We start from the raw sequence: 26,954 nt of genomic DNA on the forward strand, positions 1-26,954 counted from the left end.
GCCGCCGCGTGAGCGTGCCCTGCGGGACTTTATGTACGCAAGAGAAGGACAAAAGCGCTTTTGAAATAAGACCGCGCCCAAGGCGGTCACATGCGCTGGAAAGCTTTTTTTCCAACTTACAAGTTCCCACTTCACGCGGGGTTCTTGACGCCAAAGACAGCCCGGATCGCATGGTGCGACCCGGCCTATTTGCTTTGGCGCCCCCGAAAGGTATTGAATTGACCGATTTTAACTCGCTTGGTCTCTCCAAGCAGATCGTCGATACACTGACGCTGAACAACTTCACGACGCCGACGCCAATCCAGGCACAGGCTATTCCGCTTGTCCTCAGTGGCCGCGATCTTATCGGCCTCGCCCAGACCGGCACCGGCAAGACCGCCGCTTTCGGCCTGCCAATCATCGAAATGCTGTTGAAGGACGCCAAGCGTCCCGACAACCGCACCGTCCGTACGCTTATCCTCGCCCCCACCCGCGAACTGGTGAATCAGATCGCTGACAACCTCAAGCTCTTCGTCCGCAAGACGGCGCTGAAGATCAATGTCGTCGTCGGTGGCGCCTCCATCAACAAGCAGCAGCTGCAGCTCGAGCGTGGCACCGACATTCTCGTCGCCACCCCCGGCCGCCTGCTCGACCTCATCAGCCGCCGCGCCCTGTCGCTTGGCCAGGTGAGCTACCTCGTCCTCGACGAGGCCGACCAGATGCTCGACCTCGGCTTCATCCACGACCTGCGCAAGATCTCCAAGATGGTCCCGGCCAAGCGCCAGACCATGCTGTTCTCGGCCACCATGCCGAAGACGATCGCCGATCTGGCCTCCGAATACCTGACCAATCCGGTCACGGTCGCAGTCTCGCCTCCCGGCAAGGCCGCCGACAAGGTGGAGCAGTATGTCCACTTCGTTTCCGGTCAGAACCACAAGACCGAGATCCTGAAGGAAACGATTTCCGCCAATCCTGATGGCCGCGCCATGGTCTTCCTGCGCACCAAGCATGGTGCCGAGAAGCTGATGAAGCATCTTGAACACGTCGGCTTTGCCGCCGCCTCCATCCACGGCAACAAGAGCCAGGGTCAGCGCGAGCGTGCCCTGAAGGGCTTCCGTGACGGCGAAGTCCGCGTTCTCGTCGCCACCGACGTCGCTGCTCGCGGCATCGATATCCCCGGCGTTACGCATGTCTACAACTACGACCTGCCGGAAGTACCGGATGCCTACGTCCACCGCATCGGCCGTACCGCACGCGCCGGCCGCGACGGCATCGCCATCGCCTTCTGCGCGCCCGACGAAGCCCGCCTGCTGCGCGACATCGAGCGCCTGATGGGCATCGACATCGCCGTTGCCAGCGGCGAAGCTCCTGCCGACCGTGGCCGTCCGGCTCGCGGCAACAACCGCGCAGGCGGTCGTGCTGGCCAGGGTCAAGGCCAGGGTCGTGGTGGCGCAGGCCAGGCACGTGCCGAAGGTCGCCCCGCCCGTCCGGCCCGTCGCCCTCATCGCGAAGGTGAAGCCGGCGCTCATAACGGCGAGCGTCAGGAACGTCGTCCGCAGCGCGAAAACAATCGCAATGCCGACTTCCGCGGCCAGCGTCGTGACGAGCGCGCACCGCGTCCGGAAGTAGACAACGATCTCGCATCGACGTCCGATTTCCGTCCGGCCAAGAAGCCGCAGCACAATGGCGCGGCAAACGAAGCCGGCGCCCATCGCGGCCCCCGTCACGCTCACGGCCGCCCTACGGGTCGCCATGAAGATCGTGGCCAGAACGCTCAGGGCGAACAGCGCAAGGACGGCAGCGGCCAGCGCCGCGGCCCCGGCAATGGCGGCCAGCGTCGCGAACGCGCTTAATTCAATCTCAATTGAATGAAAAAGGGGGCCGATTGGCCCCCTTTTTTATTGTTTGAAACCGGGTAATTCCGGCATCGGACAGTCGCAGCAACAATTTCGAAACCGTGGAGATTTCTCGAAAATCTCATTCCGATCAGCCGGCAACATTTGAACGGTTATTCCGCCTAAATCCGGCTCCGCGCGGGTAGACTGTCAACACATTCGCTAAATTCCCAATATTGGGGCAAAGCATTGCGCACGACAGCATTGACACCGTCGATGTCGGCACGCGACTGGGGGCAACTCTTGCTTCTCGGCGGCCTTTGGGGCGGCTTATTCTTTTTCGCCCGTATCGCCGTGGCCGAGATTCCGCCCTTGGCACTGGTCCTCTACCGCGTAGCGATCGCCGCACTTGTCCTGCACCTTTGGCTGCGGTTGCGCGGCATTTCCTGTGCACCCGCCTTGGCAAGACCGGGCCCATTCCTGTGCCTCGCATTGCTCAACAATGTCATTCCGTTTTCCCTGATCTTCACCGGACAAACGAAAATCGGCGCGGGGCTCGCCTCCGTACTCTACGCGACGACGCCCCTCTGGACGATTTTGGTCGCAAATTTGCTGACGGCGGATGAGAAGCTGTCGATAACCAAGGTTATCGGCGTGGGGCTCGGGATCGCTGGAGCGGCGATCATGATCGGCCCGGGCCTTCTACTCGAAACGGACGGCCCGACATGGGCGAAGCTGGCCGTAATTGGGGCGGCGATTTCTTATGCCTTTGCCGTCGTCTACGCCAAGCGCTTCAGGACGATCAAACCATCCGTCGTTGCAACCGGTCAGCTAACCGCTTCCACCATCCTGATGGCACCGATCGTCTTCTGTCTTTACCGGCCCGAGACTATCGTCACGTCGAGCCTTTCCATCTGGATCGCTGTCGGCTTTCTCGCAGTCTTCACGACGGCATTCGCCTTCATTCTCTATTTCAACATCATCGCCTCGGCCGGCGCAACAAACGCATCCCTCGTCACGCTGCTGGTTCCCGCCAGCGCGATCGTCCTGGGCACAGCCTTTCTTGGCGAAAGGCTGCAGCTTTACGAATTCGCCGGATTGGCTTTGATCGTTTCCAGTCTGCTCATCATGGATGGTAGGCTTTTCCGCCGCTGAAGCAAAAAGCCTGTCCTGCCTGCCCTACTCCGGCACCACGTCCGCCGTCCGCCTGTTAGTCAGATAGACGCCGGTCACCACGACCAATGCGCCGATGATGATCGGCAGGGTCAGCGGTTCGCCAAAGGCAATCGCCGCTTCGATGGCGACGACGGGCGGCATCAGGTAGATCAGCGATGCCGCGCGCGACACCTGTCCCCGGCGGATAAGATAGAGCAGCAGGCCGACCGCACCCATCGACAGGCCGAAGACCGACCAGATGACGGCAAGGATCGCTTCGCGGGTACCGTCGAAATGCAGATCCTCGAACACCAGGGCCAGCGGCACAGTGACAATCAGCGCGCCGACATATTGCAGCGTCGCGATTGTGCGGAGATCGCCAGTCTGCAGATAGCGTTTCTGATAGAGCGTGCCGTAGGTCACTGACACCATCGCCAGCAGATTGACGCCGAGCGGGATCGCCGATTGCCAGAGATTGGCCGCATCCGGCGCCAGGATCTTCGGCGAGATGGCGATCGCGATGCCGATGAAGCCGAGCAGCAGGCCAAGGCGTTGCACCGATTGCAAACGTTCGCCGACCAGATAGGGCGCGGCCATCGCCGTCATCAATGGCTGCAGGGCGGCGATGATGCCCGCAACACCCGCCGGCACGCCCCTGGAGATCGCCCACCAGAGACAGCAGAGATAGATGCCATGCAAAAAGATGCCGGAATAAACAGCGCGAAAGACGCTTGACCAATCGCGCGGCCATCTCGCGCCAGTCAACGAGCAGAACAGCACAAAAGCGAGCGCCGACAGGCTGTAGCGGATCATCAGGAAGGTGAACGGACCGGAATGCATCGTCGCATATTTCGCAACGATCCAGCCCGTGGACCATAGGAAGACGAAGATGGCCGGCGCGAATTTATCGAGGGACATGGAGGCTCGGACTGACATTGATTTCGCACGCCGGAGCCGGCGTCAGAATTGAGACCGGAACGTCACGCGCCCAAGCGGGCTACCCGCTGATAGCCTAGGGCAAGCAAGGCGTCAAAATCGATCCGCTGAACACAAGGATCAATTTTCCTTCATATCGGCGTCGCCACTTGGACCCAAGGGGATTCGGCATGTCGATCCGACCCACCGATAGCGGAATGAGCAAATGCTCAATTTTTGATCGCAGCCTGGAGGCAATCAGCAGCAGCCTCCCGCCGCGACAATCATGAATGCCCGGAAATCCAGCACTTTTGACAGCTTCGAAATTCGTGCGCGCAAACGCGCATACTTCTTGCATTGTCAAAACCGTTGTACTCAAATGGAAAAAAATGGGGACCGCACCTTTGGCATTTGATGAAATGATTACTGCGGATGAAAGTCCGCGCACACCTTACGAAAAATATTTCGAATGGTACTCCGGCCAGGACAGAGGCCATCTCATTGCCAAATCCCGCGATGCGGAAAATATCTTCCGAAAAACGGGCATCACCTTTGCGGTCTACGGACACGCAGACTCCTCCGAAAAGCTCATCCCCTTCGACATCATCCCGCGCATCATTTCCGGCCGGGAATGGCGCAAGCTCGCCCAGGGCATCGAGCAGCGAGTCATCGCGCTCAACGCCTTCCTCCACGACATCTACCACAAGCAGGAAATCATCCGCGCCGGCCGCATCCCGCGCGAGCTGATCGAGAAGAACGACGCCTTCCTGCCGGAAATGATCGGCTTCCGTCCGCCCGGCGGCGTCTATACCCACATCGTCGGCACCGATATCGTGCGCACCGGCGAGGATGAGTTCTACGTGCTGGAAGACAATGCCCGCACACCCTCCGGTGTCAGCTACATGCTGGAAAACCGGGAAACCATGATGCAGATGTTCCCGGAGCTGTTCCACCAGAACAAGGTGCAGCGCGTCGAGGATTATCCGCTGCAGCTGCGCCAGAGCCTTGCTTCGCTCGCCCCTCCCGGCTGCACCGGCAAGCCCCGCGTCGCGGTCCTTACGCCCGGTATCTACAACTCCGCTTATTACGAACATTCCTTCCTCGCCGACATGATGGGCGTGGAGTTGGTGGAAGGCTCGGACCTGCGCGTCATCGACGGCAAGGTGAAGATGCGCACCACGCGCGGCTATGAAGCGATCGACGTCCTCTACCGCCGCGTCGATGACGATTTCCTCGATCCCCTCACCTTCCGCTCGGATTCGGCGCTCGGCATTCCCGGCATCATGGATGTCTACCGCGCCGGCCACATAACCATCGCCAATGCCCCTGGCACCGGTATTGCCGACGACAAGGCGATCTATTCCTATATGCCGGAGATCATCGAGTTCTACACCGGCCGCAAGCCTATCCTCGAGAACGTGCCGACCTGGCGCTGTTCCGAGCCGGAAAGCCTGCAATACGTGCTCGACAATCTGGCCGATCTTGTCGTCAAGGAAGTGCATGGCTCCGGCGGCTACGGTATGCTTGTCGGCCCGACCGCCTCGAAGAAGGAGCGGGCGGATTTTGCCGAGAAGCTGAAGAGCAGGCCGAACAATTATATCGCGCAACCGACCCTTTCGCTGTCGACCGTGCCGATCCTCGTCAACAAGGGCATCGCGCCCCGCCACGTCGATCTGCGCCCCTATGTTCTCGTTTCCGATAAGGTGCGGATCATTCCCGGCGGCCTGACGCGCGTGGCACTGAAGGAAGGCTCGCTGGTGGTCAACTCCAGCCAGGGCGGCGGCACCAAAGATACCTGGGTTCTGGAGGACTGAGACGGACATGCTTGGAAGAACCGCGAATGGCCTCTACTGGATGTTCCGCTACATCGAGCGCGCCGAAAACATAGCCCGCCTTGTCGATGCCGGCCAGCGCATGTCGCTGACGCGCAGCGGGGCGGTGGAAGACGATTGGGACGGCGTGCTGCAAAGCGCCGGCGTCCGCGAAGCCTATAACGAAGTGCACAGCAAGCTGACTGGCGCCGACGCAATCGACTATCTGATGCGCGACCGCTCCAACCCGTCGAGCGTGATGTCCTGCATCGAATATGGCCGCAACAATGCTCGCATGGTCCGCACGGCGCTGACCCGTGAGACCTGGGAGGCGACCAATGAGTGCTGGATCGAGCTGAAGACATTGCTCGGCAGGCGCCTGAAAACCGCCGAACTGCCGGAGACGATCGACGTTATCAAGCGCCGTGCCGGATTGATCCGCGGCGCCTTTCATGGCTCGATGCTGCGCAACGATCTCTATAACTTCGCCCGCATCGGCACCTTCATCGAACGCGCCGACAATACAGCCCGGATTCTGGATGTTAAATACTACGTCCTGCTGCCGTCGGTTTCGCATGTCGGCTCCTCGCTCGACAATGCGCAATGGGAATCGATCCTGCGTTCGGTCTCCGCCCACCGCGCCTATAAATGGGCCTACGATCCGGAATACAAGCCGGCCAACATCGCCGACTTCCTGATCCTCAATAGCCAGATGCCACGCTCGCTCGCCTATTGCTACGACAAGATTGTCAGCAATATCAGCTACCTGGCACTGGAGCACGACAAGCGGCTGCCGGCGCACGATACCGCCGACGCCATCTGCGCGATGCTGCAGAAGCTCACCGTCAAGAACATCATGGACCAGGGTCTGCACGAATTCCTGGAGGACTTCGTTTCGCGCAATAACAAGCTCGGCGCGGAAATCTCCAACGGCTACCGGTTTTATCAGTAAGCGGATGACAATATGAGACTGACAATCAGCCACATCACGGAATACCGCTACGACGAACCGTCGCAGTTCTCGCTGCAGCGTCTGCGGCTGACACCGCTGACGGGTATAGGCCAAACCGTCCATGATTGGAAACTTACGGTGGAAGGCGCCCGTCCGGAGGTCGAATATGACGACCAGTTCGCCAACCGCGTCACGCTCGTCTCGCTCGACGGCGAGCAGGAGGCGACCCGGATCGTCGCCAGCGGCGAGATCGAGACACAGGATCTTAACGGTGTTCTCGGCCCCCACAGCGGTTTCGGCCCGCTCTGGCTCTTCCTGCGGGACACACCACGCACCAAAGCCGGCAAGCTAACGAAGGAGCTGCTGCGTGGTGTTTCCGGAGATAATGAACTCGGAAGGATGCACGCACTAATGAGCGCCATCCATCAGACGGTGGACTACAAGCCCGGCAGCAGCGACACGGAAACGACCGCCGAGCAGGCGCTGGAAAAGAAGAGCGGCGTCTGCCAGGACCACGCCCATATCTTCATCGCCGCTGCCCGCGCGCTGAATATCCCGGCGCGCTATATCTCCGGCTACCTGATGATGGAAGGCAAGAACGAACAGGCCGCGACCCACGCCTGGGCCGAAGCGCATGTTCCAGGCCTCGGATGGGTCGGCTTCGATCCGGCCAACGACGTCTGCCCCGACGAGCGCTACGTCCGCATTGCCACCGGCCTCTGCTACCGCGACGCCGCCCCCGTCTCCGGCATGCGTGTCGGTGGACCGGGCGAAAGCCTGACGGTCAAGGTCACAGTGGCGAGCCAGGGGCAGAGTCAAAGCCAGAGCTGATAGGGCAGCTTCAACCTGCGGGGAAGCCTCGACGTGGCCTTTGTCGCCACAGCCGAGGATCGCGCGATCCGCCGTCGGGAGCGAAATCGGTTGCAAAACGCTCGCTCCAATTGGGACTATTGCGAAAAGGCGGCCGCCGATCGGAAGGGCCCGCTTTGAGAGGCCAGACTTTCAACCATGAAATCCACGAAAGCACGAACCTTCGGAGAAAGTTGGCGATTGGATTGCCAAACGAGGGAAAGTGAGCCGAAAGGAATCATGAACGACGTGAGAACCGGGGTCAGCGCGCCGTTCCGGATATATGGCTCCGCAACATAAACGGGCAGATGGGAAAGCCCCAGCCCGTCCAACGCTGCTCGCAATCCCGCGTCCGTATTGTTGAAGACAAGGCTTTTTGGCAGGATCAACCGCTCGTGAGGAGCCTGAAATGCCCAAGGTGCAATGCGGCCGCTGGATGGATATTTGAAATGAATGCAGGCATGCGCGGCAAGAGCATCCGGTGCCTGCGGATGACCTCGTCGTTCGAGATATTTAGGACTACCGCAGACGACGAAATGTTGCTGACCGAGGATGCGGGCGATCAATCCGCTATCGGCCAGTTCGCCGCTGCGGACGACGACATCCACTCCTTCGGCAACGAGATCCACCACCCGATCCTCGAAATCAATGTCCAGTTCGATCCCGGGAAAGGATTCGGCGAAGGATGGCAGGATCGGCATGAACAGATGATGTCCGACAATATGCGGCATGCTGACGCGTAAGCGCCCCGCTGGCCGGTCCCGGCTCTGAAGGATGGCCGCTTCGGCATCCCTGAGATCGTCAATGATGCGCTTGCAGCGTTCGTAGAACACCGCACCTTCCTCCGTCAGGCTCATGCTACGTGTCGTGCGATTGAAGAGGCGCGCGCCGAGATGAGCCTCAAGGCGAGCAACGGCTTTGCCGATGGCGGATGGAGATGCCCCTGTGACGCGTGCAGCTGCCACATAACTCTGTTGTTCAGCGGCATGAACGAAGGCGGCGATGCGCGTCAAGCTCTCCATGGCTTCTCCAATTGAAGAAATTTTGTCCTTTAAGTAGCTCTATTTTGCATATTTGATCAACATTAAAGATGAAATATCCTTTGCGGCTCGAGCTTACAGGCACCGATACCCGGTTCCTGCCGCAAGCCCGGTCACACGGAAACACGGAAACACAGATGACCCCAATATCGGCTGAAACGGAAAAAGCAGGAGCATGGTCGTCACTGGCCGTTCTTCTGACCGGGAGTTTTCTCACCATCCTCGACCTGTTCATCGTCAATATTGCGCTGCCCGACATCCAACGCAGGCTGCATGCGTCCAACGCGGAATTGCAGCTCATCATGGTGGCTTACAGCCTGACTTATGGCGCGCTACTGCTCAACGGAGCCCGTCTCGGCGATCTCTACGGGCGACGAAAACTGTTTCTCGTCGGCATGGCGATCTTTGCGCTCGGGTCGCTGCTGTGCGCGCTCGCGTTTTCCCCCTGGAGCCTTATCGGCGCACGCGCGGTTCAGGGTGTAGGTGCGGCGCTCCTGATGCCGCAGGTCTATACATCGCTGCGAGTTCTCTTTGAGGGCGACGATCGGCGAAGAGCGTTCTCGGTAATGGGCGCGGTTCAAGGCGTCGCCGGTGCGGCATCCCAAGTAATCGGGGGATATTTGCTCGTGCTCAATATAGGAGATATTGGCTGGCGCCTTGTCTTTCTCGTCAACCTGCCCGTCGCATTCTATGCGTTGATCGCGGGAAAACGAATGATCGTGGAGACCAGGGCGCTCGCATCACCGAAGCTCGATCTATGGGGAGCAGTTCTCGGGACCTCAGCAGTGACCCTGATCCTGCTGCCGGTGATGGTCGGGCAGGAAAATCATTGGCCCTGGTGGGCAATCGTCACGCCCCTGCTGTCTCTTCCCGTGTTCATGTGTTTCGTCTTCTACGAGGCGCGGCTGGCGCGGCGCGGCGGTGTACCCATCATCGATATTTCTCTCTTCAAAAAGAAAAGCTTCGTTCTCGGGGTTCTCGCAGCATTTCTTTTTTCTCGGCGATCGGCTCGTTCTCCTTGTCACTGACGATCCTGCTGCAGGTCGGCCTCGGACAAACCGCGCTGGAAGCCGGGACCTTTTTTGTTCCATCGACGGTCGCATTCTTCATCGGCTCGCTCCTTTCGGAGCCGCTTGCAAAACGGGGGAGCACCGAGCGCTGTTCCTCGGTCTGTTCATCTTTGCGGCTGGACTGCTCATCGCCGTTCTGTCTGCTCTTGCCACCGACCATTATATCCCGGCGCTGAGCGCTTCGGTCATCCTTCAGGGCCTTGGTCAGGGGATTGTTCTTCCCCTTCTCCTCAACAAGATCCTGAGCACAATCTCCAATGAAGAGGCCGGCATGGCGTCCGGTGCCTTCAGCACCATGCAAATTGCTGGCTCCGCCTTTGGCGTGACGATCGTCGGAGCCGTTCTGTTCAGTATGCTGGAGCGCATTGGCGGGAAAGCCGTCTCCGCCGATCTTGCGGCCAATGTCTATCGGGAGGCCTTTTCGATTGCGAGCATCTATAATTTGATCGCGGTCGTCCTTGGTCTTGCGCTCCTAGCCCGGATCCAAACGTCGCGGGACCAACATCCATAAGATAGCCCACCGTAAAGTGCCTTGTCGCGAAGTTCGAAGTTTTTCGACAGCGGGTATTCCACATAACAAAAAGGGCGGAACTTTCGTCCCGCCCCTTTCCAAACTCAACCACCAAACTCAGTGGCTGTCGCGATTGTTCGGGATTTCCGATCCGCGCGCGCCAACCAGGAAGTCCAGATCGGCGCCGGTGTCGGCCTGCATGACGGTCTTGACGTAGAGGCCGCCGTAGCCACCGGCGAGCGGCTTGACCGGGGAAACCCAGGCAGCGCGGCGCTTCGCCATTTCCTCATCCGAGATCTCGAGCTGGATCGTGCGGGCTGGCACGTCGACCGAGATCATGTCGCCATTCTGGACCAGCGCCAGAGGCCCGCCATCGGCGGCTTCAGGCGCGGTGTGCAGAATGACGGTGCCGTAGGCGGTGCCGGACATGCGCGCATCGGAGATGCGGATCATGTCGGTGATCCCCTTCTTCAGCACCTTCGGCGGCAGGCCCATGTTGCCGACCTCGGCCATGCCCGGATAGCCCTTCGGACCGCAATATTTCAGCACCATGATGCAGTTCTCGTCGATGTCGAGATCATCGCGGTTGATGCGGGCGTGATAGTCCTCGATGCTTTCGAAGACGACGGCGCGGCCCTTGTGCTGCATCAGATGCGGCGAGGCTGCCGACGGCTTCAGGACAGCACCCTTCGGAGCCAGATTACCGCGCAGAACCGCGATGCCGCCCGATTGCGTCAGCGCCTTTTCGCGTGGGAGGATGACGTCATCATTGTAATTGACGACATCCTTGACGCCGTCCCAGATGCTTTCGCCGGTGACGGTGATCGCATCCTTGTGCAGCAGGCCCATCTCGCCGACCGCCTTGATGACGACGGGCAGACCGCCGGCATAATAGAACTCTTCCATCAAGTGCTTGCCGGAAGGCTGCAGGTTGACGATGGTCGGAACTTCGCGGCCGAGGCGATCCCAGTCGTCAAGCGACAGATCGACGCCGATGCGGCCGGCAAGCGCCAGCAGATGCAACACGGCATTGGTCGAACCGCCGACCGCACCGTTGACGCGAATGGCGTTCTCGAAGGCTTCCTTGGTCAGGATGTCGGAAGGCTTCAGGTCTTCCTTGACCATGTCGACGATACGACGGCCCGAAAGCTGCGAGATCACGCGACGACGGGCATCGACCGCCGGGATGGCGGCGTTGCCCGGCAGGGTCATGCCGAGGGCTTCGGCCATCGACGCCATGGTCGAGGCCGTGCCCATAGTCATACAGCTACCGGCCGAGCGGGCCATGCCCTGCTCCGCATCCATGAATTCTTCCAGCGACATCTCACCGGACTTGACCATTTCCGAGAACTGCCAGACAGCCGTACCGGAGCCGACGTCCTTGCCACGCCACTTGCCGTTGAGCATCGGGCCGCCGGAAACCAGAATGACCGGGATATCGACCGAGGCAGCACCCATCAAAAGGCTCGGCGTGGTCTTGTCGCAGCCACCGAGCAGCACGACGCCATCGACCGGATTGCCGCGGATCGCCTCTTCGACGTCCATGGCCGCCAGGTTGCGGAACATCATCGCCGTCGGGCGCAGCGTGCTTTCGCCGACCGAGAACACCGGGAATTCGACCGGGAAACCACCAGCCTCGTAAACGCCGCGCTTCACGCGCTCTGCAAGGTCGCGCAGATGCGCGTTGCAGGGCGTCAGCTCCGACCAGGTATTACAGATGCCGATGATCGGACGGCCATCGAATGTGTCGGCCGGCAGGCCCTGGTTCTTCATCCAGGAGCGGTGCATGATCGCGTTCTTGCCGGTGCCGCCGAACCAGTCATAGGAGCGCAGTCTGCGCGGCCATTCAGCTTTCTTCTTCATAATCTCACTACCTTTTCCGTCGTCCAGGCCGCCTCGTACGAGCCCGGACCTTTAAATCGATGGTCAGGCCAGCGTGTAAGCCGTCTTGACCGTGGTGAAGAACTCGGCGGCATATTTGCCCTGCTCGCGCGAACCGAAGGACGAGCCCTTGCGGCCGCCGAACGGCACATGGAAATCGACGCCCGCCGTCGGCAGGTTGACCATCACCATGCCAGCTTCGGCATTGCGCTTGAAATGCGTCGCGTACTTCAGGCTGGTGGTGGCGATGCCAGAAGACAGGCCGAACGGCGTGTCGTTGGCAACGCTCAGCGCCTCTTCATAGTTCTTCACCCGGATAACCGAGGCGACAGGCCCGAAGATCTCTTCGCGGCTGATGCGCATCTGGTTCGTGGCTTCCGTGAACAGCGTCGGCTGCAGATAAAAGCCGGGCGTGTCGCGGCTAACGAGCTCGCCGCCGAAAGCGAGCTTGGCGCCTTCTTGGCGGCCGATCTCGATATAGTCCGTGTCGGTCTTCAACTGCTTGGCATCGACGACCGGGCCGATATGTGTGCCGGCCTTGGTGGCATTGTCGACATTCAGCGTCTTCAGCTTCTCCGTCAGCGCCGCCACGAACTTGTCATGGATGCCTTCGGTGACGATCAGGCGCGACGACGCGGTGCAACGCTGGCCAGTCGAGAAGAAGGCCGAGTTGGCGGCGGCCTCGACGGCTACCGTCAGATCCGCATCGTCAAGCACGACCATCGGGTTCTTGCCACCCATTTCCAGCTGGTACTTGCGACCATGCTCGACGGAGGATAGCGCCACGCGCTTGCCCGTGCCGACCGAGCCGGTAAAGGTGAGGCCCGACAGCACAGGGCTGTCCAGCATAGCCTGGCCGACGACCGAGCCCTTGCCCATGACGAGGTTCAGCACGCCCTTCGGCAGGCCGGCGCGGTGGAGAATATCGACGATCGCCCACGAGCAGCCAGGCACGAGATCGGCGGGCTTGAAGACGATGGTGTTACCATAGCAAAGCGCCGGCGCGATCTTCCAGGCCGGAATGGCGATCGGGAAGTTCCAGGGCGTGATAATGCCGATGACGCCGAGCGGCTCGCGGGTGATCTCGACGCCGATGTTCGGACGCACGGAGGGAAGCACTTCGCCTGCAAGGCGCAGGGCCTCGCCGGCAAAGAAATCGAAGATCTGGGCGGCGCGGATCGTCTCGCCGATCGCCTCGGGCAAGGTCTTGCCTTCTTCGCGGGCGAGCAGCGCGCCGAGTTCGTCCTTGCGAGCGAGGATCTCGTCGCTGGTCTTCTTCAGGATGGAGTGACGCTCGAGAATGCCGGAACGCGACCATGCCGGAAACGCGGCCTTGGCGGCGGCGATGGCATCGGCAACGTCCTGGACGCTGGCGCTGGCATAGAGGCCGACGACCTCGTTGGTGTCAGACGGATTGATGTTTTCGGCGCCGGTCGTACCGGTCCATTCGCCGGCGATCAGATTCTGATGAATGGTCATGGCTTCATGCCTTCCTGGATCTTTTTGAAAACGACCGGCCGCACATGGGCAGCCGGCCTCGACGGATTAAAGCTGGCGAACCGCCACAGTCTCCTCGGCGGCAACGGCAAGCGGATTGCGCAGCGGCAAACCGAATTCGGCGACTTCGATTTCAAAGACATCGCCCGCTTCCGGCTTGATGCCGTCGGCGAAAGACAGCGTAGCGGTGCCGAACATATGAACATGAACGTCGCCGGGAGCGCGGAACAGATCGTACTTGAAGTGATGATATTCAAGATTGGCGAAGGTATGCGACATGTTCGCCTCGCCCGACAGGAACGGCTTTTCGAAGATCACCTTGTCGCCGCGCTTGATGCGCGAGGAACCACGGATATCCTCAGGCGCCGCACCGATGCGGATTTCCGGACCGAAGCTTGCCGGACGCAGCTTGGAATGGGCGAGGTAGAGATAGTTGATCCGCTCGGTGACGTGGTCAGAAAATTCGTTGGAGAGCGCAAAGCCGATGCGGAACGGCGTACCGTCCTTGGCGATGACGTAAATGCCGGCCATTTCAGGCTCTTCGCCACCATCGAGCGCGAAGGATGGAGACACCAGTGCCGCGCCCGGAGCTACCGCGCCATAACCATTGCCTTTATAGAACCATTCGGGCTGCACGCCCTTCTCTCCAGCTTTCGGCTTGCCGCCCTCGATGCCCATCTTGAACATCTTCATGGAGTCGGTCAGCGTCTCTTCAGCCGCTTCGCTCGTCTTCTTGTGCATGGAATCGCGGGTCGCGGCAGAGCCGAGATGCGTGAGGCCAGTGCCGGTCAGATGCAGATGAGCGGCATCCGGATGGGTGATCGGCGACAGGAAACGACCGTCGGCATAAGCTTCTTCCAGATTAATCGTCTCGCCGAGGCCATGTGCTTCGATGACGGAGACAAGCGACTTGCCGCTATCGGCGGCTTCCAGTGCCAACGCGTAGACGCTGCCAGCATTGACAACAGCCTTGGCGGCATCGCCCGGCCCATTGCGCACGGCGACAATGATCTCACCGTTCGAACCCTTGATCTGGGAAATCAGCATAGTTTCATCCTTTCCTAATAGACAGAGGCTGGATGCATTCCACCGCTCCGGCTCTCAGCGAGAGCCGGACTCTGTCATGGATTTGGTTTTAGATCGTCGGCTAAGCGCTTTAGCGATCAGCCCTTGTTCTTATTGTAGACGTCGATGAAGACGGCGGTAAGCAACACCGCGCCCTTGATCATCTTCTGCGAATCCGTCTGGTAGCCGAGGATCGACATGCCCTGGTTCAGAACACCCATGATCAGGGCGCCGATCACCGCGCCGGTCACCTTGCCGACGCCGCCCGAAGCGGAAGCGCCACCAATGAAACAGGCCGCGATGACGTCGAGTTCCAGGCCGTCGCCGCCCTTGGCGGTCGCTGAATTCAGACGCGTCGCAACGATGATGCCGGCGATGCTGGCAAGCATGCCCATGTTCACGAAAGTATAGAAGGTCAGGCGCCGGGTATCGATACCGGAAAGCTTGGTCGCCTTCTCGTTGCCACCCATCGCATAGATGCGGCGGCCGATCGTCGTCCGCTGGGTCACGAAGGCATAGATTGCGATCAGCACCAGCATGACGATCAGGACGTTGGGCAGGCCCTTGGCGGAGGAAATCTGATAGCCGAGGAACAGGGTCGCTGCAAAAAGCAACAGGTTCTGCCCAAGGAAAAAGCCCATCGGCTCGACATCAATGCCATGCTTTTCATTTACCTGACGACGACGCCAAGACAGGAAGAACATCACAATCGGTATGGCGACAGTCAGAAGGATCGATGTTCCATGGATACCGGCGATGTCGAAAAAGTCCGGAAGGAAGCCGGTCGCCATGATCTGGAAAGCCGGCGGGAACGGGCCGATGCTGCTGCCGCTGCCGGTCATGTTGATGATCGCATAGGTCAATCCGCGAAACACCAGCATGCCCGAAAGGGTCACGATGAACGAGGGAATGCGATGATATGCGACGAAATAGCCATGCCAGGCACCAACAAGGGCACCCATCGCCAGGCAGATAATCGTCGCGAGAACCAGATTCACCTGCCACTGCACGACAAGGACGGCGGCGACAGCGCCGACGAAACCGACGACGGAACCGACCGACAGGTCGATATGGCCGGCCACGATGATCAGCAGCATGCCGAGCGCCATCACGACGATGAACGAATTCTGCAGCACGAGATTGGTCAGGTTCAGCGGCCTGAACAGGACGCCACCGGTAACGATCTGGAAGAAGACCATGATGGCGACAAGCGCGATCAGCATGCCGTATTCACGGATATTATTGCGGAAGTAGTCGCCGATCGAGACGACGCTGGGGCCTTCTTTGCTTGGGCTGGCCGTAGTCATTAGTGCTTCTCCCCTGAACGCATGATAGCGCGCATGATGGTTTCCTGGCTCGCCTCTCCCTTCGGCAATTCAGCGACGATCCGGCCTTCGTTCATGACATAGATGCGGTCGCAGGTGCCGAGGAGTTCGGGCATTTCCGATGAGATCATCAGAACGCCTTTCCCGTCGGCGGCAAGCTGGTTGATGATGGAATAGATTTCGTATTTAGCGCCGACGTCGATGCCTCGCGTCGGCTCGTCGAGGATAAGCACCTCCGGATCGGAGAACAGCCATTTCGACAGAACAACCTTCTGCTGGTTGCCGCCGGAAAGGTTGACCGCCTCCTGAAATACGCCCGAAGAGCGGATACGCAGCTTCGAGCGGAAATTGGTAGCAACCTGAAGCTCGCGGACATCGTCGATGACCGTCGCCTTGGAAACGCCCATGAGATTGGCGAGCGTCGTATTGTGCAGAATGCTTTCGGTCAGCACCAGGCCGAGCTGCTTGCGGTCTTCGGTGACATAGGCAAGCCCGGCGTCGATGGCGCGGCGCACCGTGCTGACATCCACCGGCTTGCCGTCGATAAGCACCTCGCCGCTAATCTTGTGGCCGTAGGATTTGCCGAAGACGCTCATGGCGAATTCGGTACGACCGGCACCCATCAGGCCGGCAATGCCGACCACTTCGCCCTTGCGGACGTTGACGTTGATATCGTGTAGCACCTGACGATCGCGATGCTGCTGATGGAAGGCATTCCAATTCTTGACTTCGAGGATCGTCTCGCCGATCGGCACCGAGCGCGGCGGATATCGGTCTGCGAGTTCGCGACCGACCATATTGCGAATGATGATATCTTCGCTGATCTCTTCTTCATGACAGTTCAGCGTCTTCACTGCCATACCGTCACGCAGCACCGTGATCTCGTCGGCCACCTTGCGCACTTCGTTGAGCTTGTGCGTGATGATGATCGAGGTGATACCCTGATTGCGGAACTCCATCAGCAGATTGAGCAGCGCGTCCGAGTCGCTTTCGTTGAGGGAAGCGGTCGGCTCGTCGAGGATGAGAAGCTTCACGCTCTTCGACAGGGCCTTGGCGATCTCGACGAGCTGCTGCTTGCCGACACCGATATCGGTCACGAGCGTGCTCGGAGATTCCTTGAGGCCGACCTTGGCGAGGAGCTGCTTGGTGCGGCCGAAAGTTTCCTGCCAGTTGATCACGCCCTTGGCGGCGACCTCATTGCCCAGGAAGATGTTTTCGGCAATCGACAGGAGCGGGACAAGCGCCAGTTCCTGGTGGATGATGATGATGCCGATTTCTTCAGAGTCCTTGATGGTCTTGAACTGACGCACCTGGCCGTCATAATAGATATCGCCATCATAGCTGCCGGCCGGATAGACGCCGGAGAGCACCTTCATCAGGGTGGACTTGCCTGCCCCGTTTTCGCCCACCAAAGCGTGGATCTCGCCCTGACGGACCTTCAGATTGACATTTTCCAAAGCGTTCACACCGGGGAACGATTTGGTGATGGTCCGCATTTCGAGGATTATATTGTCCATTTTTTGTATCCAACGCCGCAACCGAACATAACAGACCGAGCGACTGTCTTAAATATCAGAGTCAGGGCCCGTCTTGCGGCGGGCCCTGATCGGTAAATCAAAAAGACTACTTCAGCTGGTCGGCCTTGTAGTAGCCGCCCTCGACGAGAACCTTCTCATAGTTGGTCTTGTCCACTGCGACCGGGGTCAGCAGGTAGGACGGAACAACCTTGACACCGTTGTCGTAGGTCTTGGTGTCGGTGACTTCCGGCGTCTTGCCTTCCATCAGAGCATTGACCATGTTGACAGTAACCTTTGCGAGGTCACGGGTGTCCTTGAAGATCGTGGAGTGCTGCTCGCCAGCGATGATGGACTTGACCGACGGAATTTCGGAGTCCTGACCGGTAACGATCGGGAGCTTCTGGTCGCCGGTGCCGTAGCCAACGCCCTTGAGCGAAGACAGGATGCCGATGGAAAGACCATCATAAGGAGACAGAACAGCATCGACGTGCGCATCGGTGTAGTAAGCCGAAAGCAGGTTGTCCATGCGGGCCTGAGCCGTTGCCGGGTCCCAACGCAGCGTGCCGACCTTGTCCATGCCCTGCTGGCCGGACTTCACGACCAGCTTGCCGCTGTCGATGTAAGGCTTGAGGACAGACATTGCGCCATCATAGAAGAAGAAGGCGTTGTTGTCGTCCGGCGAACCGCCGAAGAGTTCGATGTTGAACGGGCCCTTGCCGTCCTTGAGGCCGAGGCCGTCAACGATCGAGCCAGCCTGAAGAACGCCAACCTTGAAGTTGTCGAACGTAGCGTAGTAGTCGACATTGCCGCTGTTGCGGATCAGGCGGTCATAAGCGATGACCTTGATACCGGCATCATGAGCCTTCTGCAGAACGTCGGACAGCGTCGTGCCATCGATCGCAGCGATAACGAGAACCTTGTCACCCTTGGTGACCATGTTCTCGACCTGCGAGAGCTGGTTCGGAATATCGTCGTCGCCGTACTGAAGGTCAGTGCCATAGCCAGCAGCCTGGAGCTGCTTGACGATGTTGTTGCCGTCATCGATCCAGCGCGCCGAAGCCTTGGTCGGCATAGCGATACCGACGGTGCCCTTGTCTGCCGCGAAGGCAGGCGCCACAAACATAGCGACGCCGATAGCAGCGGCGGCCGTCAATGAGATAATGGACTTCATTACTCTCTCCCTTGTTTTAATAATGCGACGGACAAAAAATGCCCGCCCGAAACTGCGGCAGGTTCCGTAGAAGGAACGGTTACTTCTGGTTGTGAGAAACGAAGTAGAACTCCTCCACGCTCTCACGTGCATGAGCTGCACCCGGCGCACGCTGGGCAAATTCGTACGATTTCGTATAACTGTCAAATAGAATAACTGGCAAAACATATACCCGATTTGGTATAATGTTAAAAAATAGTACTTTTTTGCCGGAGAAAGGGAAATTTGGCCGCCATGGAGAAAATATATAACGATTATTCAAGCGAAGGCATCGAGATTCACTCGGACAGTTTTCGCGATGACACCCTGCTCCGAGCCGGTTTGAAACTCAATCACCTGCGCATGATCGTGACGATCGAGGATCATGGGCAAATTTCCGCCGCCGCCGAGTCCATGAATATGTCACAACCTGCGGCTTCGCGCATGCTCTCAGAAATGGAGTCCATTGTCAAAAGTCCGCTTTACGAGCGGGTCGCTCGCGGCGTTGTGCTGACGCCTTTCGGCATGGCGCTCGCCAAGCGGGCGCGCAAGATCCTACTTGAATTGCGCGAGGCGAGCCGCGAGATCGGCGAGCTTAGAACCGGCAAGGGCGGCTCGGTCTTTCTGGGCGCCGTCACCGCCCCGGCAATCAGTCTCGTCGTGCCGGCGATTCAGCGCGTGACGCGTGCCTATCCCGGCATCGAAATCAATATCGAGGTCGAAAACAGCAATGTGCTGGCGCGCGAACTGCTTGCCGCCCGCCATGACTTCATTATCAGCCGCATTCCGGATGAACTCAATCCGCGCCTGTTCACCTCCCACGAGATCGGCGTCGAGAAAGCCTGCCTCGTGGTCCGCAACGGTCATCCCCTATTAAAGAAAGGGGTCGCCAGCCTTGAGGACTTGCCCGGCTACGATTGGGTGTTCCAGCCACCCGGCACGATGCTCCGTCGCAAGGTAGAGGATATCTTCATCACCGCCGGCGTCCCCCTGCCGGAAAACATCGTCAATACGTCCTCGCTGCTCCTGACCCTCGCCGTCGTCTGCAGAACGGACGCCATCGCCCCGATCGCGCTCGACATGGCGCAATTCGTCTGCGGGCAGACATCGAAGGCCGGCGAATCCTGCATCTTGCCGATCGACTTCGAGCTTGAAGTGAAGCCCTACAGCCTGATCACAGCCCGCGAACGCGCGATGCCGCCAAGCGCCCGGTTGCTGCATGACATGATCCTGGAGGAAAGCCGAAACCTCCATCTGGCATAAGCCCACCCATGGTCAGCCACCAGCCATAAGCTCCGCACCAACTTGCGCGCCTATCCAGGATACCTCTGGAGGCAGACATGTTATTCGGGCAATCACTGTTTCAATCCGTCCTCGATCGTCTCGACACGGAAGATGAGAAGTCAGCAAAGGATGAGGCGGCGCATCGTATCCGCGGTCTCAACGTCAGCTTTGTCGCGACCGTTCTCGGGGGTGAGACAGCCGCCTCCTCTCGCCCCGATGACGCCTATATCGACAATCTCGGCAATGAAATCCCCTCGCCCGAGCCGCTGCCTGAGCCCGAACCGAAAGAACCGGAGCCACCCGTCATGCCGGATCACCTTGCCCGGACGTCTCGGGAAGAGGTGATCGCGGATCTGGCAATCTCCCCGCAAAGCACGCTGCAATCTCTCCACGAGAAACGCCGCGCCTTTGCCAAAGCCAATCATCCAGACAGTGTTGCCCCGCCCTTTCGCGAGCAGGCGACCATGCGCATGATGATCGCCAATCAACTGATCGACGAGGCCCTGCGACGTCTGGCGCGATAGCTATTTCTTTTCGTCAGCCGGCTCGTCGTCTTCGTCCTGATCGTCAGCATCGGTGCTTTCGACTTCAGCCTTGGGCGGCTCCGGTTTGAAATTCAAAAGAAGCACCCAGCCGCTATAGGCGCCGAGGCCGCCGACGATAACGGCCCAGAAAGGCTCCGGACCGAACGCCTCGATGGTCGCCCAGCCAAGGCAGACGCCAACGATCAGAACCCGCACCCAGAGCGGCTTGTAAATGGGATGATTGGGATCGATCAGTTGCATGGGCCTCGTTCACCTGTTGGAGTGTCCCCGTCTTTAGCGCATGATCTCGAAAACTGTGAAGCGGTTTCGGAAAAGCCTGTCCAAAGATAAGCCGTTTTCGCAATGTGAATTTTAAAATTGTGAAACGCTGGCGGCTTGACGTCGCCTTCGGAAGATGGAATGAAAATTCCATATTGATTTTTATTCGGTTCATTTGTTCCGAATTCAGGGAGGTAAAAATGACTGTCAGATTTGGTCTTCTCGGCGCGGGACGCATCGGCAAGGTTCATGCGAAAGCCGTCAGCGGCGATGCTAACGCCAAGCTCGTTGCGGTCGCGGATGCGTTTCCGGCCGCAGCCGACGCCATTGCCGCCGCCTATGGCTGCGAAGTGCGCACCATCGAGGCGATCGAGGCCGCCAAGGATATCGACGCCGTCGTGATCTGCACGCCGACCGACACCCATGCCGATCTGATCGAGCGTTTCGCCCGTGCAGGCAAGGCGATCTTCTGCGAAAAGCCTGTCGATCTCGATGTCGCCCGCGTCAAGGCCTGCATCAAGGTGGTCGATGAGGTGAAGGGCAAGTTGATGGTTGGCTTCAACCGCCGCTTCGACCCGCATTTCATGGCCGTCAAGAAGGCCATCGACGACGGCCGCATCGGCGCTGTCGAGATGGTGACGATCACCTCGCGCGACCCCGGCGCGCCTCCGGTCGACTATATCAAGCGTTCTGGCGGTATTTTCCGCGACATGACCATCCATGATTTCGACATGGCCCGCTTCCTGCTCGGCGAAGAGCCGGTTGCCGTCACGGCCACTGCTGCGGTTCTGGTCGACAAGGCGATCGGCGAAGCCGGCGACTACGACAGCGTCTCCGTCATCCTGCAAACCGCATCCGGCAAGCAGGCGATCATCTCCAATTCCCGTCGCGCCACCTATGGCTATGACCAGCGCATCGAGATCCACGGCTCGAAGGGCATGGTCGCCGCCGAGAACCAGCGGCCCTTCTCGATCGAAGTCGCCAATGGCGAAGGCTATACCCGCCCGCCCCTGCACGACTTCTTCATGACCCGCTACACCGAAGCCTACGCCAACGAAATCGCCAGCTTCATCGCCGCGATCGAAAAGGGCGCCACGATCACGCCATCGGGCGCCGACGGCCTCGCAGCCCTCAAGCTGGCCGATGCGGCGCTGCAGTCGGTCAAGGACGGAAAACTGGTAAAGGTCGACTAAGACCGCGCCTGACATCATCAGAATCACAATGGCCGGGTTATCGCCCGGCCATTTCAGTTTGCCCTCTTCACATCGCCAACCACTGATCGGCCGGCGGAAGAATCATTTGTTTCCGGCGCTACGACGCCCGCTTTGACGATGTCGCTATCCATGATCGTCAGGGCTCGGTTGAGATGGCCCTCGAATACCAACGTCGGCTCGTCGGCCATGACGCGCAGCTGCGGCATGCCCTCCATGCGCACGACATGCGAGTCCGCCAGCCCTTCCGTTATCCCCTCCAGCAACAGGTCGTAATAGCGCGCGCCGGGACCGGTAATGGCGATCGGCATGCTCTCATGCAGGCTAAGCACGCGCGACAGGCCGTTACCAAGCGCCAGCCCAGCCTGGCGAAAAGCGAGGATGTTACGGCGGCTGCCTTGGCGGGCGCTTGCCGCTATCTTATCGAGTTCGGCGACCGGCACGAATTTCGCGGGGATCGTGTCGAGCGGCACGTCGAAAGCGGAGCGCAGGATAGCGTAGAAGCCGGCATAGGCCTCGATACAGCCGCGCGATCCACAGCGACAAAGGCCGCCTCCCGGCAGATGCAACATGTGACCGAAATTGGGGGCCGATATCTGATGACCGCCCTCCTCATCGCGGCGCACGATCCCAAGCCCGATGCTGTGGCCGAGCGAAAGGGCGGCAAGCGACCGGAAATCGGCCCCCTTCTCATTCTCCTCCTGCCGGCCGAGGGCAGCGGCGACCAGCAAGGTCTCGTTGCCGAGGATGATCTTTGCCGGCCAGTCCTCGCGCAGCACCGCGGCGAAATCGATCTGCTCCCGCCCGAAGATCGGCGACCAGCGCAACACCGGCTCTGACGCATCGACCAGCCCCTTGCTGCTGATCGAAATCATCAAAACTTTGTCGCGGGATAGGCGTGATCGGGTGACGATGCGGTCCAGTGCACTCCGCAGTCCGGCCACGAAGGAGCCAACGCCGGAGACATCCTGCGGCCTGTCCTCGGTGAAGCGGTCCATCAACCGGCCGGCATAATCCACAAGCGAATATTGCACGGCATCCGACGAAATAATGACGACGATGAGATAGCCGCAATCGCGCCGCTGCGAGAACAGAACGCGCGGACGACCGCGCCCGCTGGCGGCCTGCTGCTCCGCCTTCTCGATGATCTGCGCCCGCTCGAGATCGGCGGTGATCACCGAGACGGTCGCGGATGAAAGCTTCGTGAAATCAGAGAGTTCGGTGTGGGCAAGCGGACCGTGTTGGCGCAGCGCCGCCAGCACCAGAACACTGTTCTTCTGACGGACCAATTCGGTGCTCGATTTGGCCAACATCAACAGGCCTCCCCCTCATTCCACCCTCCTGTCCGCAGCCCCAGATGGCTCTTGTTCATCGGCCGGTTAAACCTGGCAGTGCGGGTGTTGACAGTTGAAAAAATCTCTGACACTAAATTTCTCGACTGTCGAGAAAAAATCAGAACCTTTCTCGTCAGCATTATCGCGGCGGCCGACGGGAGTTTCAGGATACGTGCGGTCGCATTCACTCGGGAGGATATATTATGAAAGCTTTCATCAAGCTGGCTGCGGGCGCGGCCATCGTTTTGACCATGCAGACGGCAGCTTTTGCGAAGGATCTCGTCGTCGGCGTTTCCTGGTCGAACTTCCAGGAAGAGCGTTGGAAGACCGACGAAGCCGCCATCAAGAAGGCACTTGCAGCAGTCGGCGCCAAGTATATTTCCGCTGACGCCCAGTCTTCCGCTTCCAAGCAGCTGACCGACGTTGAATCCCTGATTTCCCAGGGCGCCAACGCTCTCATCATTCTCGCCCAGGACTCCGACGCCATCGGTCCGGCCGTCGAAAAGGCCGCAGACGAAGGCATTCCGGTTGTCGGCTACGACCGCCTGATCGAAAATCCGGCCGCCTTCTACATCACCTTCGACAACAAGGAAGTGGGCCGCATGCAGGCTCGCGAAGTCCTGAAGGCCAAGCCGGAAGGCAACTACGTGTTCATCAAGGGCTCGTCGTCCGACCCGAACGCCGATTTCCTCTTTTCCGGCCAGGTCGAAGTGCTGAAGTCCGCCATCGACGCCGGCAAGATCAAGAATGTCGGCGAAGCCTATACGGACGGCTGGCTGCCGCAGAACGCGCAGCGCAACATGGAACAGTTCCTGACCGCCAACAACAACAAGGTTGACGCGGTCGTCGCCTCCAACGACGGCACCGCTGGCGGCGCCGTTGCCGCTCTCGACGCCCAGGGCCTCGCCGGCTCCGTTCCGGTCTCCGGCCAGGACGCCGACAAGGCAGCCCTGAACCGCATCGCCCTCGGCACGCAGACCGTTTCCATCTGGAAAGACTCGCGTGAACTCGGCAAGCGCGCCGCTGAAATCGCCCTCGCTCTTGCCGGCGGCAAGACCCAGGACCAGATCGAAGGCGTCCAGACCTTCAGTGGTGGCCCGAAGCATGTTGCGATGAAGTCCGTCTTCCTGACCCCGGTCGCTATCACCAAGGACAACCTGAACGTCGTCATCGACGCCGGCTGGATCTCCAAGGCTGAAGCTTGCCAGGGCGTCAAGGCCGGTGCTGTCGCCGCCTGCAAGTAAACGGCGGCCTTTGGACAGTTGATCCAACGATACCATCGACGCCGCAGCGGCTTTCCGTTGCGGCGTCGAATGCGGATTGGAAGCCAACAACTCTTCCTTGCAGTTGGAGACGACGCTTCCCGCAGCATGCTGCGCCATCGCATCCCCTTGGCCCGCCACATGGCAGTCATCGGGACCGGACGAAGACCGGCAGGAACAGGCGATGACGCATTTTTTGAGATTGGCGCGGTTGCCAGCGATAGCCCAGAATGCATCGCAGGCCGCGCCCAATAGAGGGAGAACGGCAAAGCGATGGCCGACATGACACAGTCCACCACATCGAGCGGGCCCCGGAACGCAGATGCCGGCGCAATCACCCGCTTCCTGCGCGCCACGGAAATAGACACCCGCCTGCTCGGCATGATCGGAGCGCTGCTGATCATCTGGATCGGCTTCGATCTTTATCTCAGGGTCTTCGACGGCCGCGAATTCCTGACAGCCAGAAACCTTTGGAACCTCTCGGTCCAGACCTGCGAAATCGCGGTCCTGGCCACCGGCATGGTGCTGGTCATCGTCACGCGCAACATCGACCTTTCGGTCGGCTCGCTGCTCGGCTTCGTCGCCATGATCATGGGCGTCATCCAGGCCAAGTGGCTGCCGCAATATCTCGGCTTCGACAGTTCCTGGACCTGGATCATCACGCTGCTCTGCGGCCTGGCGATCGGCACGGCCATCGGCGCCTTCCAGGGCGCTATCACCGCCTTCATGAACGTCCCCTCCTTCATCGTGACGCTCGGCGGCCTCCTCGTCTGGCGGGGCCTTGCCTGGTACGTCACCAGCGGCCAGACCGTTGCGCCGATGGACTCCACCTTCGTCATCATGGGCGGCAGCGGCGCCACGGGCTCGATCGGCGCCACCTGGAGCTGGGTGGTGGGCGTGCTTGCCTGCCTGATGATCATCGCCGGCATCGTCGGCTCGCGCCGCCAGAGAAAGCGCTTCGGCTTTCCGCGCCGTCCACTCTGGGCGGAATATTTCCTGGCCGGCCTCGGCTCCGCCGTGGTGCTCGGCACGATCTATCTCTTCAACAGCTATAACTGGCCGGTCGGCATCGCCAAGCGCTACGCCACCGAACACAATATTGCCTGGCCAGATGCAGGCCTGGATATTCCCTATGGTATCTCGGTTCCGGTTCTCATCGCCGTGCTTATCGGCATCGTGATGACCTTCATCGCCACCCGCCTGCGCTTCGGCCGCTATGTCTTTGCGATCGGCGGCAATCCGGAAGCAGCCGAACTTGCCGGCATTAAGACCCGCTGGGTCATCATCAAGATCTTCGCGCTGATGGGCTTCCTTGCCGCCGTCGCCGCCGCGATCTCGACTGCCCGCCTGAACTCGGCGGTCAACTCCCAGGGCACGACTTACGAGCTCTTCACTATCGCCGCAGCCGTCATCGGCGGCACGTCGCTTGCCGGCGGCAGCGGTACGGTCGCCGGCGCCATGCTCGGCGCCCTGGTCATGCAGTCGCTACAATCGGGCATGGGCCTCGCCAATGTCGACACGCCAATTCAGAACGTCGTTGTCGGCGTTGTCCTGGTGGTCGCTGTCTGGCTCGACATCGTCTATCGCTCGCGTGCCAAGTAAAAGGAATTCTGAACCATGACGGATCAAACCACTCCGCTTGTGGAAATGAAGAACATTTCCATCTCCTTCGGCGGCATCCACGCTGTCGACAACGCCTCGGTCGATCTCTACCCCGGCGAAGTCGTAGCCCTGCTTGGCCACAACGGCGCCGGCAAGTCGACGCTGATCAAGATCCTCTCCGGCGCCTATAAGCGCGACAGCGGCGATATCCTGATCAACGGCGAACCCGTCGATATCCGAACCCCGCGCGACGCCAAGAAATACGGCATAGAGACGATCTACCAGACGCTGGCCGTCGCCGATAATGTCGACGCCGCCGCCAACCTCTATCTCGGCCGCGAGCTGCAGACCCGCTGGGGCACGCTCGACGACGTCGCGATGGAAGCCAAGGCCCGCGAAGTGATGGGGCGCCTCAACCCCAACTTCAAGCGCTTCAAGGAGCCGGTGAAGGCACTCTCCGGTGGTCAGCGCCAGTCTGTCGCCATCGCCCGCGCCATCCTCTTCGATGCCCGCATCCTGATCATGGACGAACCGACGGCAGCGCTCGGACCCCAGGAGACGGCGCAGGTCGGCGAGCTGATCAAGCAGCTGAAAAAGGAAGGCATCGGCATCTTCCTCATCAGCCACGACATCCACGACGTCTTCGACCTCGCCGACCGCGTCTCGGTGATGAAGAACGGCCAGGTCGTCGGCCACGCGCGCACCGAAGACGTCACCAAGGACGAAGTGCTGGGCATGATCATCCTCGGCAAGGTCCCGCCCAAGGCGATCCCCGGCCCCGGCGCGATGAAGGCCTGAGCCACAACATCGCCATCCCATAAACAAGGCCGCGACCCATAGGGTTCGCGGCCTTGTTTCATTTGATCG

At 60.0% G+C, this 26,954-nt stretch carries 23 protein-coding genes; 13 read left to right on the top strand and 10 right to left on the bottom strand.

What is annotated here, in order from left to right; translation table 11 throughout:
- Positions 1 to 170 precede the first annotated feature (170 nt).
- Complete coding sequence (locus HB780_RS19590) at positions 171 to 1,832, top strand: DEAD/DEAH box helicase (protein WP_183695310.1); 1,662 nt, start codon at positions 171 to 173, stop codon at positions 1,830 to 1,832.
- Between the two features lie 258 nt (positions 1,833 to 2,090).
- Positions 2,091 to 2,969, top strand: coding sequence for a DMT family transporter (locus HB780_RS19595; protein WP_183697277.1), 879 nt, complete (start codon positions 2,091 to 2,093; stop codon positions 2,967 to 2,969).
- Between the two features lie 24 nt (positions 2,970 to 2,993).
- Here the strand turns inward: HB780_RS19595 and HB780_RS19600 are convergent, their stop codons facing one another.
- A complete protein-coding gene (locus tag HB780_RS19600) occupies positions 2,994 to 3,887 on the bottom strand; it encodes a DMT family transporter (protein WP_183695312.1) in 894 nt (297 codons plus the stop codon).
- Between the two features lie 401 nt (positions 3,888 to 4,288).
- On the opposite strand from HB780_RS19600, the gene HB780_RS19605 reads away from it, so the two are divergent.
- Genes HB780_RS19605 through HB780_RS19615 form a run of 3 tightly spaced genes read left to right on the top strand, consistent with a single transcriptional unit; the run spans position 4,289 to position 7,478 of the window.
- Positions 4,289 to 5,698, top strand: coding sequence for a circularly permuted type 2 ATP-grasp protein (locus tag HB780_RS19605; RefSeq protein ID WP_183695315.1), 1,410 nt, complete (start codon positions 4,289 to 4,291; stop codon positions 5,696 to 5,698).
- A 7-nt stretch (positions 5,699 to 5,705) separates the two neighbouring features.
- Positions 5,706 to 6,647, top strand: coding sequence for an alpha-E domain-containing protein (locus HB780_RS19610; protein WP_183695318.1), 942 nt, complete (start codon positions 5,706 to 5,708; stop codon positions 6,645 to 6,647).
- Between the two features lie 12 nt (positions 6,648 to 6,659).
- Entirely contained in the window at positions 6,660 to 7,478 is an 819-nt protein-coding gene (locus tag HB780_RS19615) for a transglutaminase family protein (protein ID WP_183695321.1), read from the top strand.
- A gap of 116 nt (positions 7,479 to 7,594) precedes the next feature.
- On the opposite strand, the gene HB780_RS19620 is transcribed toward HB780_RS19615, so the two are convergent.
- Complete coding sequence (locus HB780_RS19620) at positions 7,595 to 8,518, bottom strand: LysR family transcriptional regulator (RefSeq protein ID WP_183695323.1); 924 nt, start codon at positions 8,516 to 8,518, stop codon at positions 7,595 to 7,597.
- Between the two features lie 155 nt (positions 8,519 to 8,673).
- Between HB780_RS19620 and HB780_RS33105 the strand changes: the two genes are divergently transcribed.
- Both HB780_RS33105 and HB780_RS33110 read left to right on the top strand, forming a co-directional pair.
- Complete coding sequence (locus tag HB780_RS33105) at positions 8,674 to 9,564, top strand: MFS transporter (protein ID WP_286203146.1); 891 nt, start codon at positions 8,674 to 8,676, stop codon at positions 9,562 to 9,564.
- Positions 9,458 to 10,117 (top strand): MFS transporter, encoded by a 660-nt coding sequence (locus tag HB780_RS33110; protein ID WP_286203147.1) that lies wholly within the window; start codon positions 9,458 to 9,460, stop codon positions 10,115 to 10,117. The genes HB780_RS33105 and HB780_RS33110 overlap by 107 nt, the downstream gene beginning before the upstream one ends.
- A 117-nt stretch (positions 10,118 to 10,234) precedes the next feature.
- On the opposite strand, the gene araD is transcribed toward HB780_RS33110, so the two are convergent.
- From araD to chvE, 6 genes are all read right to left on the bottom strand, one after another.
- Entirely contained in the window at positions 10,235 to 11,980 is a 1,746-nt protein-coding gene (gene araD, locus HB780_RS19630) for an L-arabinonate dehydratase (protein WP_183695326.1), read from the bottom strand.
- A gap of 63 nt (positions 11,981 to 12,043) precedes the next feature.
- A complete protein-coding gene (locus HB780_RS19635) occupies positions 12,044 to 13,477 on the bottom strand; it encodes an aldehyde dehydrogenase family protein (RefSeq protein ID WP_183695328.1) in 1,434 nt (477 codons plus the stop codon).
- 66 nt (positions 13,478 to 13,543) lie between these two features.
- On the bottom strand, positions 13,544 to 14,542 hold the full coding sequence (araD1, locus tag HB780_RS19640; RefSeq protein WP_183695330.1) for an AraD1 family protein: 999 nt from the start codon (positions 14,540 to 14,542) through the stop codon (positions 13,544 to 13,546).
- A gap of 116 nt (positions 14,543 to 14,658) precedes the next feature.
- Positions 14,659 to 15,867 (bottom strand): multiple monosaccharide ABC transporter permease, encoded by a 1,209-nt coding sequence (gene mmsB, locus HB780_RS19645; protein ID WP_183695333.1) that lies wholly within the window; start codon positions 15,865 to 15,867, stop codon positions 14,659 to 14,661.
- Positions 15,867 to 17,402, bottom strand: a complete 1,536-nt coding sequence (mmsA, locus tag HB780_RS19650) for a multiple monosaccharide ABC transporter ATP-binding protein (protein WP_183695336.1) — start codon at positions 17,400 to 17,402, stop codon at positions 15,867 to 15,869. Before mmsA ends, mmsB begins: the two co-directional genes overlap by 1 nt.
- A 106-nt stretch (positions 17,403 to 17,508) precedes the next feature.
- Entirely contained in the window at positions 17,509 to 18,573 is a 1,065-nt protein-coding gene (chvE, locus tag HB780_RS19655) for a multiple monosaccharide ABC transporter substrate-binding protein (protein ID WP_183695339.1), read from the bottom strand.
- A 273-nt stretch (positions 18,574 to 18,846) separates the two neighbouring features.
- On the opposite strand from chvE, the gene HB780_RS19660 reads away from it, so the two are divergent.
- Positions 18,847 to 19,854, top strand: a complete 1,008-nt coding sequence (locus tag HB780_RS19660) for a LysR family transcriptional regulator (RefSeq protein ID WP_183695342.1) — start codon at positions 18,847 to 18,849, stop codon at positions 19,852 to 19,854.
- A 77-nt stretch (positions 19,855 to 19,931) separates the two neighbouring features.
- Entirely contained in the window at positions 19,932 to 20,399 is a 468-nt protein-coding gene (locus HB780_RS19665) for a hypothetical protein (RefSeq protein ID WP_183695345.1), read from the top strand.
- Here the strand turns inward: HB780_RS19665 and HB780_RS19670 are convergent, their stop codons facing one another.
- Complete coding sequence (locus HB780_RS19670) at positions 20,400 to 20,660, bottom strand: hypothetical protein (RefSeq protein WP_183695348.1); 261 nt, start codon at positions 20,658 to 20,660, stop codon at positions 20,400 to 20,402.
- A 218-nt stretch (positions 20,661 to 20,878) separates the two neighbouring features.
- Between HB780_RS19670 and iolG the strand changes: the two genes are divergently transcribed.
- Positions 20,879 to 21,871: an inositol 2-dehydrogenase gene (gene iolG, locus HB780_RS19675; protein ID WP_183695352.1), complete on the top strand. Its 993-nt coding sequence runs from the start codon at positions 20,879 to 20,881 to the stop codon at positions 21,869 to 21,871.
- A 53-nt stretch (positions 21,872 to 21,924) separates the two neighbouring features.
- On the opposite strand, the gene HB780_RS19680 is transcribed toward iolG, so the two are convergent.
- Positions 21,925 to 23,202 (bottom strand): ROK family transcriptional regulator, encoded by a 1,278-nt coding sequence (locus tag HB780_RS19680; protein ID WP_183695354.1) that lies wholly within the window; start codon positions 23,200 to 23,202, stop codon positions 21,925 to 21,927.
- Positions 23,203 to 23,426: 224 nt separating this feature from the next.
- On the opposite strand from HB780_RS19680, the gene xylF reads away from it, so the two are divergent.
- From xylF to HB780_RS19695, 3 genes are all read left to right on the top strand, one after another.
- Positions 23,427 to 24,467 carry a D-xylose ABC transporter substrate-binding protein gene (gene xylF, locus HB780_RS19685; RefSeq protein ID WP_183695357.1) on the top strand — a complete coding sequence of 347 codons (1,041 nt, stop codon included), beginning with the start codon at positions 23,427 to 23,429 and terminating at the stop codon, positions 24,465 to 24,467.
- A gap of 291 nt (positions 24,468 to 24,758) precedes the next feature.
- Complete coding sequence (locus tag HB780_RS19690; RefSeq protein WP_183695359.1) at positions 24,759 to 26,087, top strand: sugar ABC transporter permease; 1,329 nt, start codon at positions 24,759 to 24,761, stop codon at positions 26,085 to 26,087.
- 15 nt (positions 26,088 to 26,102) lie between these two features.
- Positions 26,103 to 26,885, top strand: coding sequence for an ATP-binding cassette domain-containing protein (locus tag HB780_RS19695; RefSeq protein ID WP_007689768.1), 783 nt, complete (start codon positions 26,103 to 26,105; stop codon positions 26,883 to 26,885).
- The last annotated feature ends 69 nt before the right edge of the window (positions 26,886 to 26,954 follow it).

This window comes from Rhizobium lusitanum (assembly GCF_014189535.1).
GTDB classification, from domain to species: Bacteria; Pseudomonadota; Alphaproteobacteria; order Rhizobiales; family Rhizobiaceae; genus Rhizobium; species Rhizobium lusitanum_C.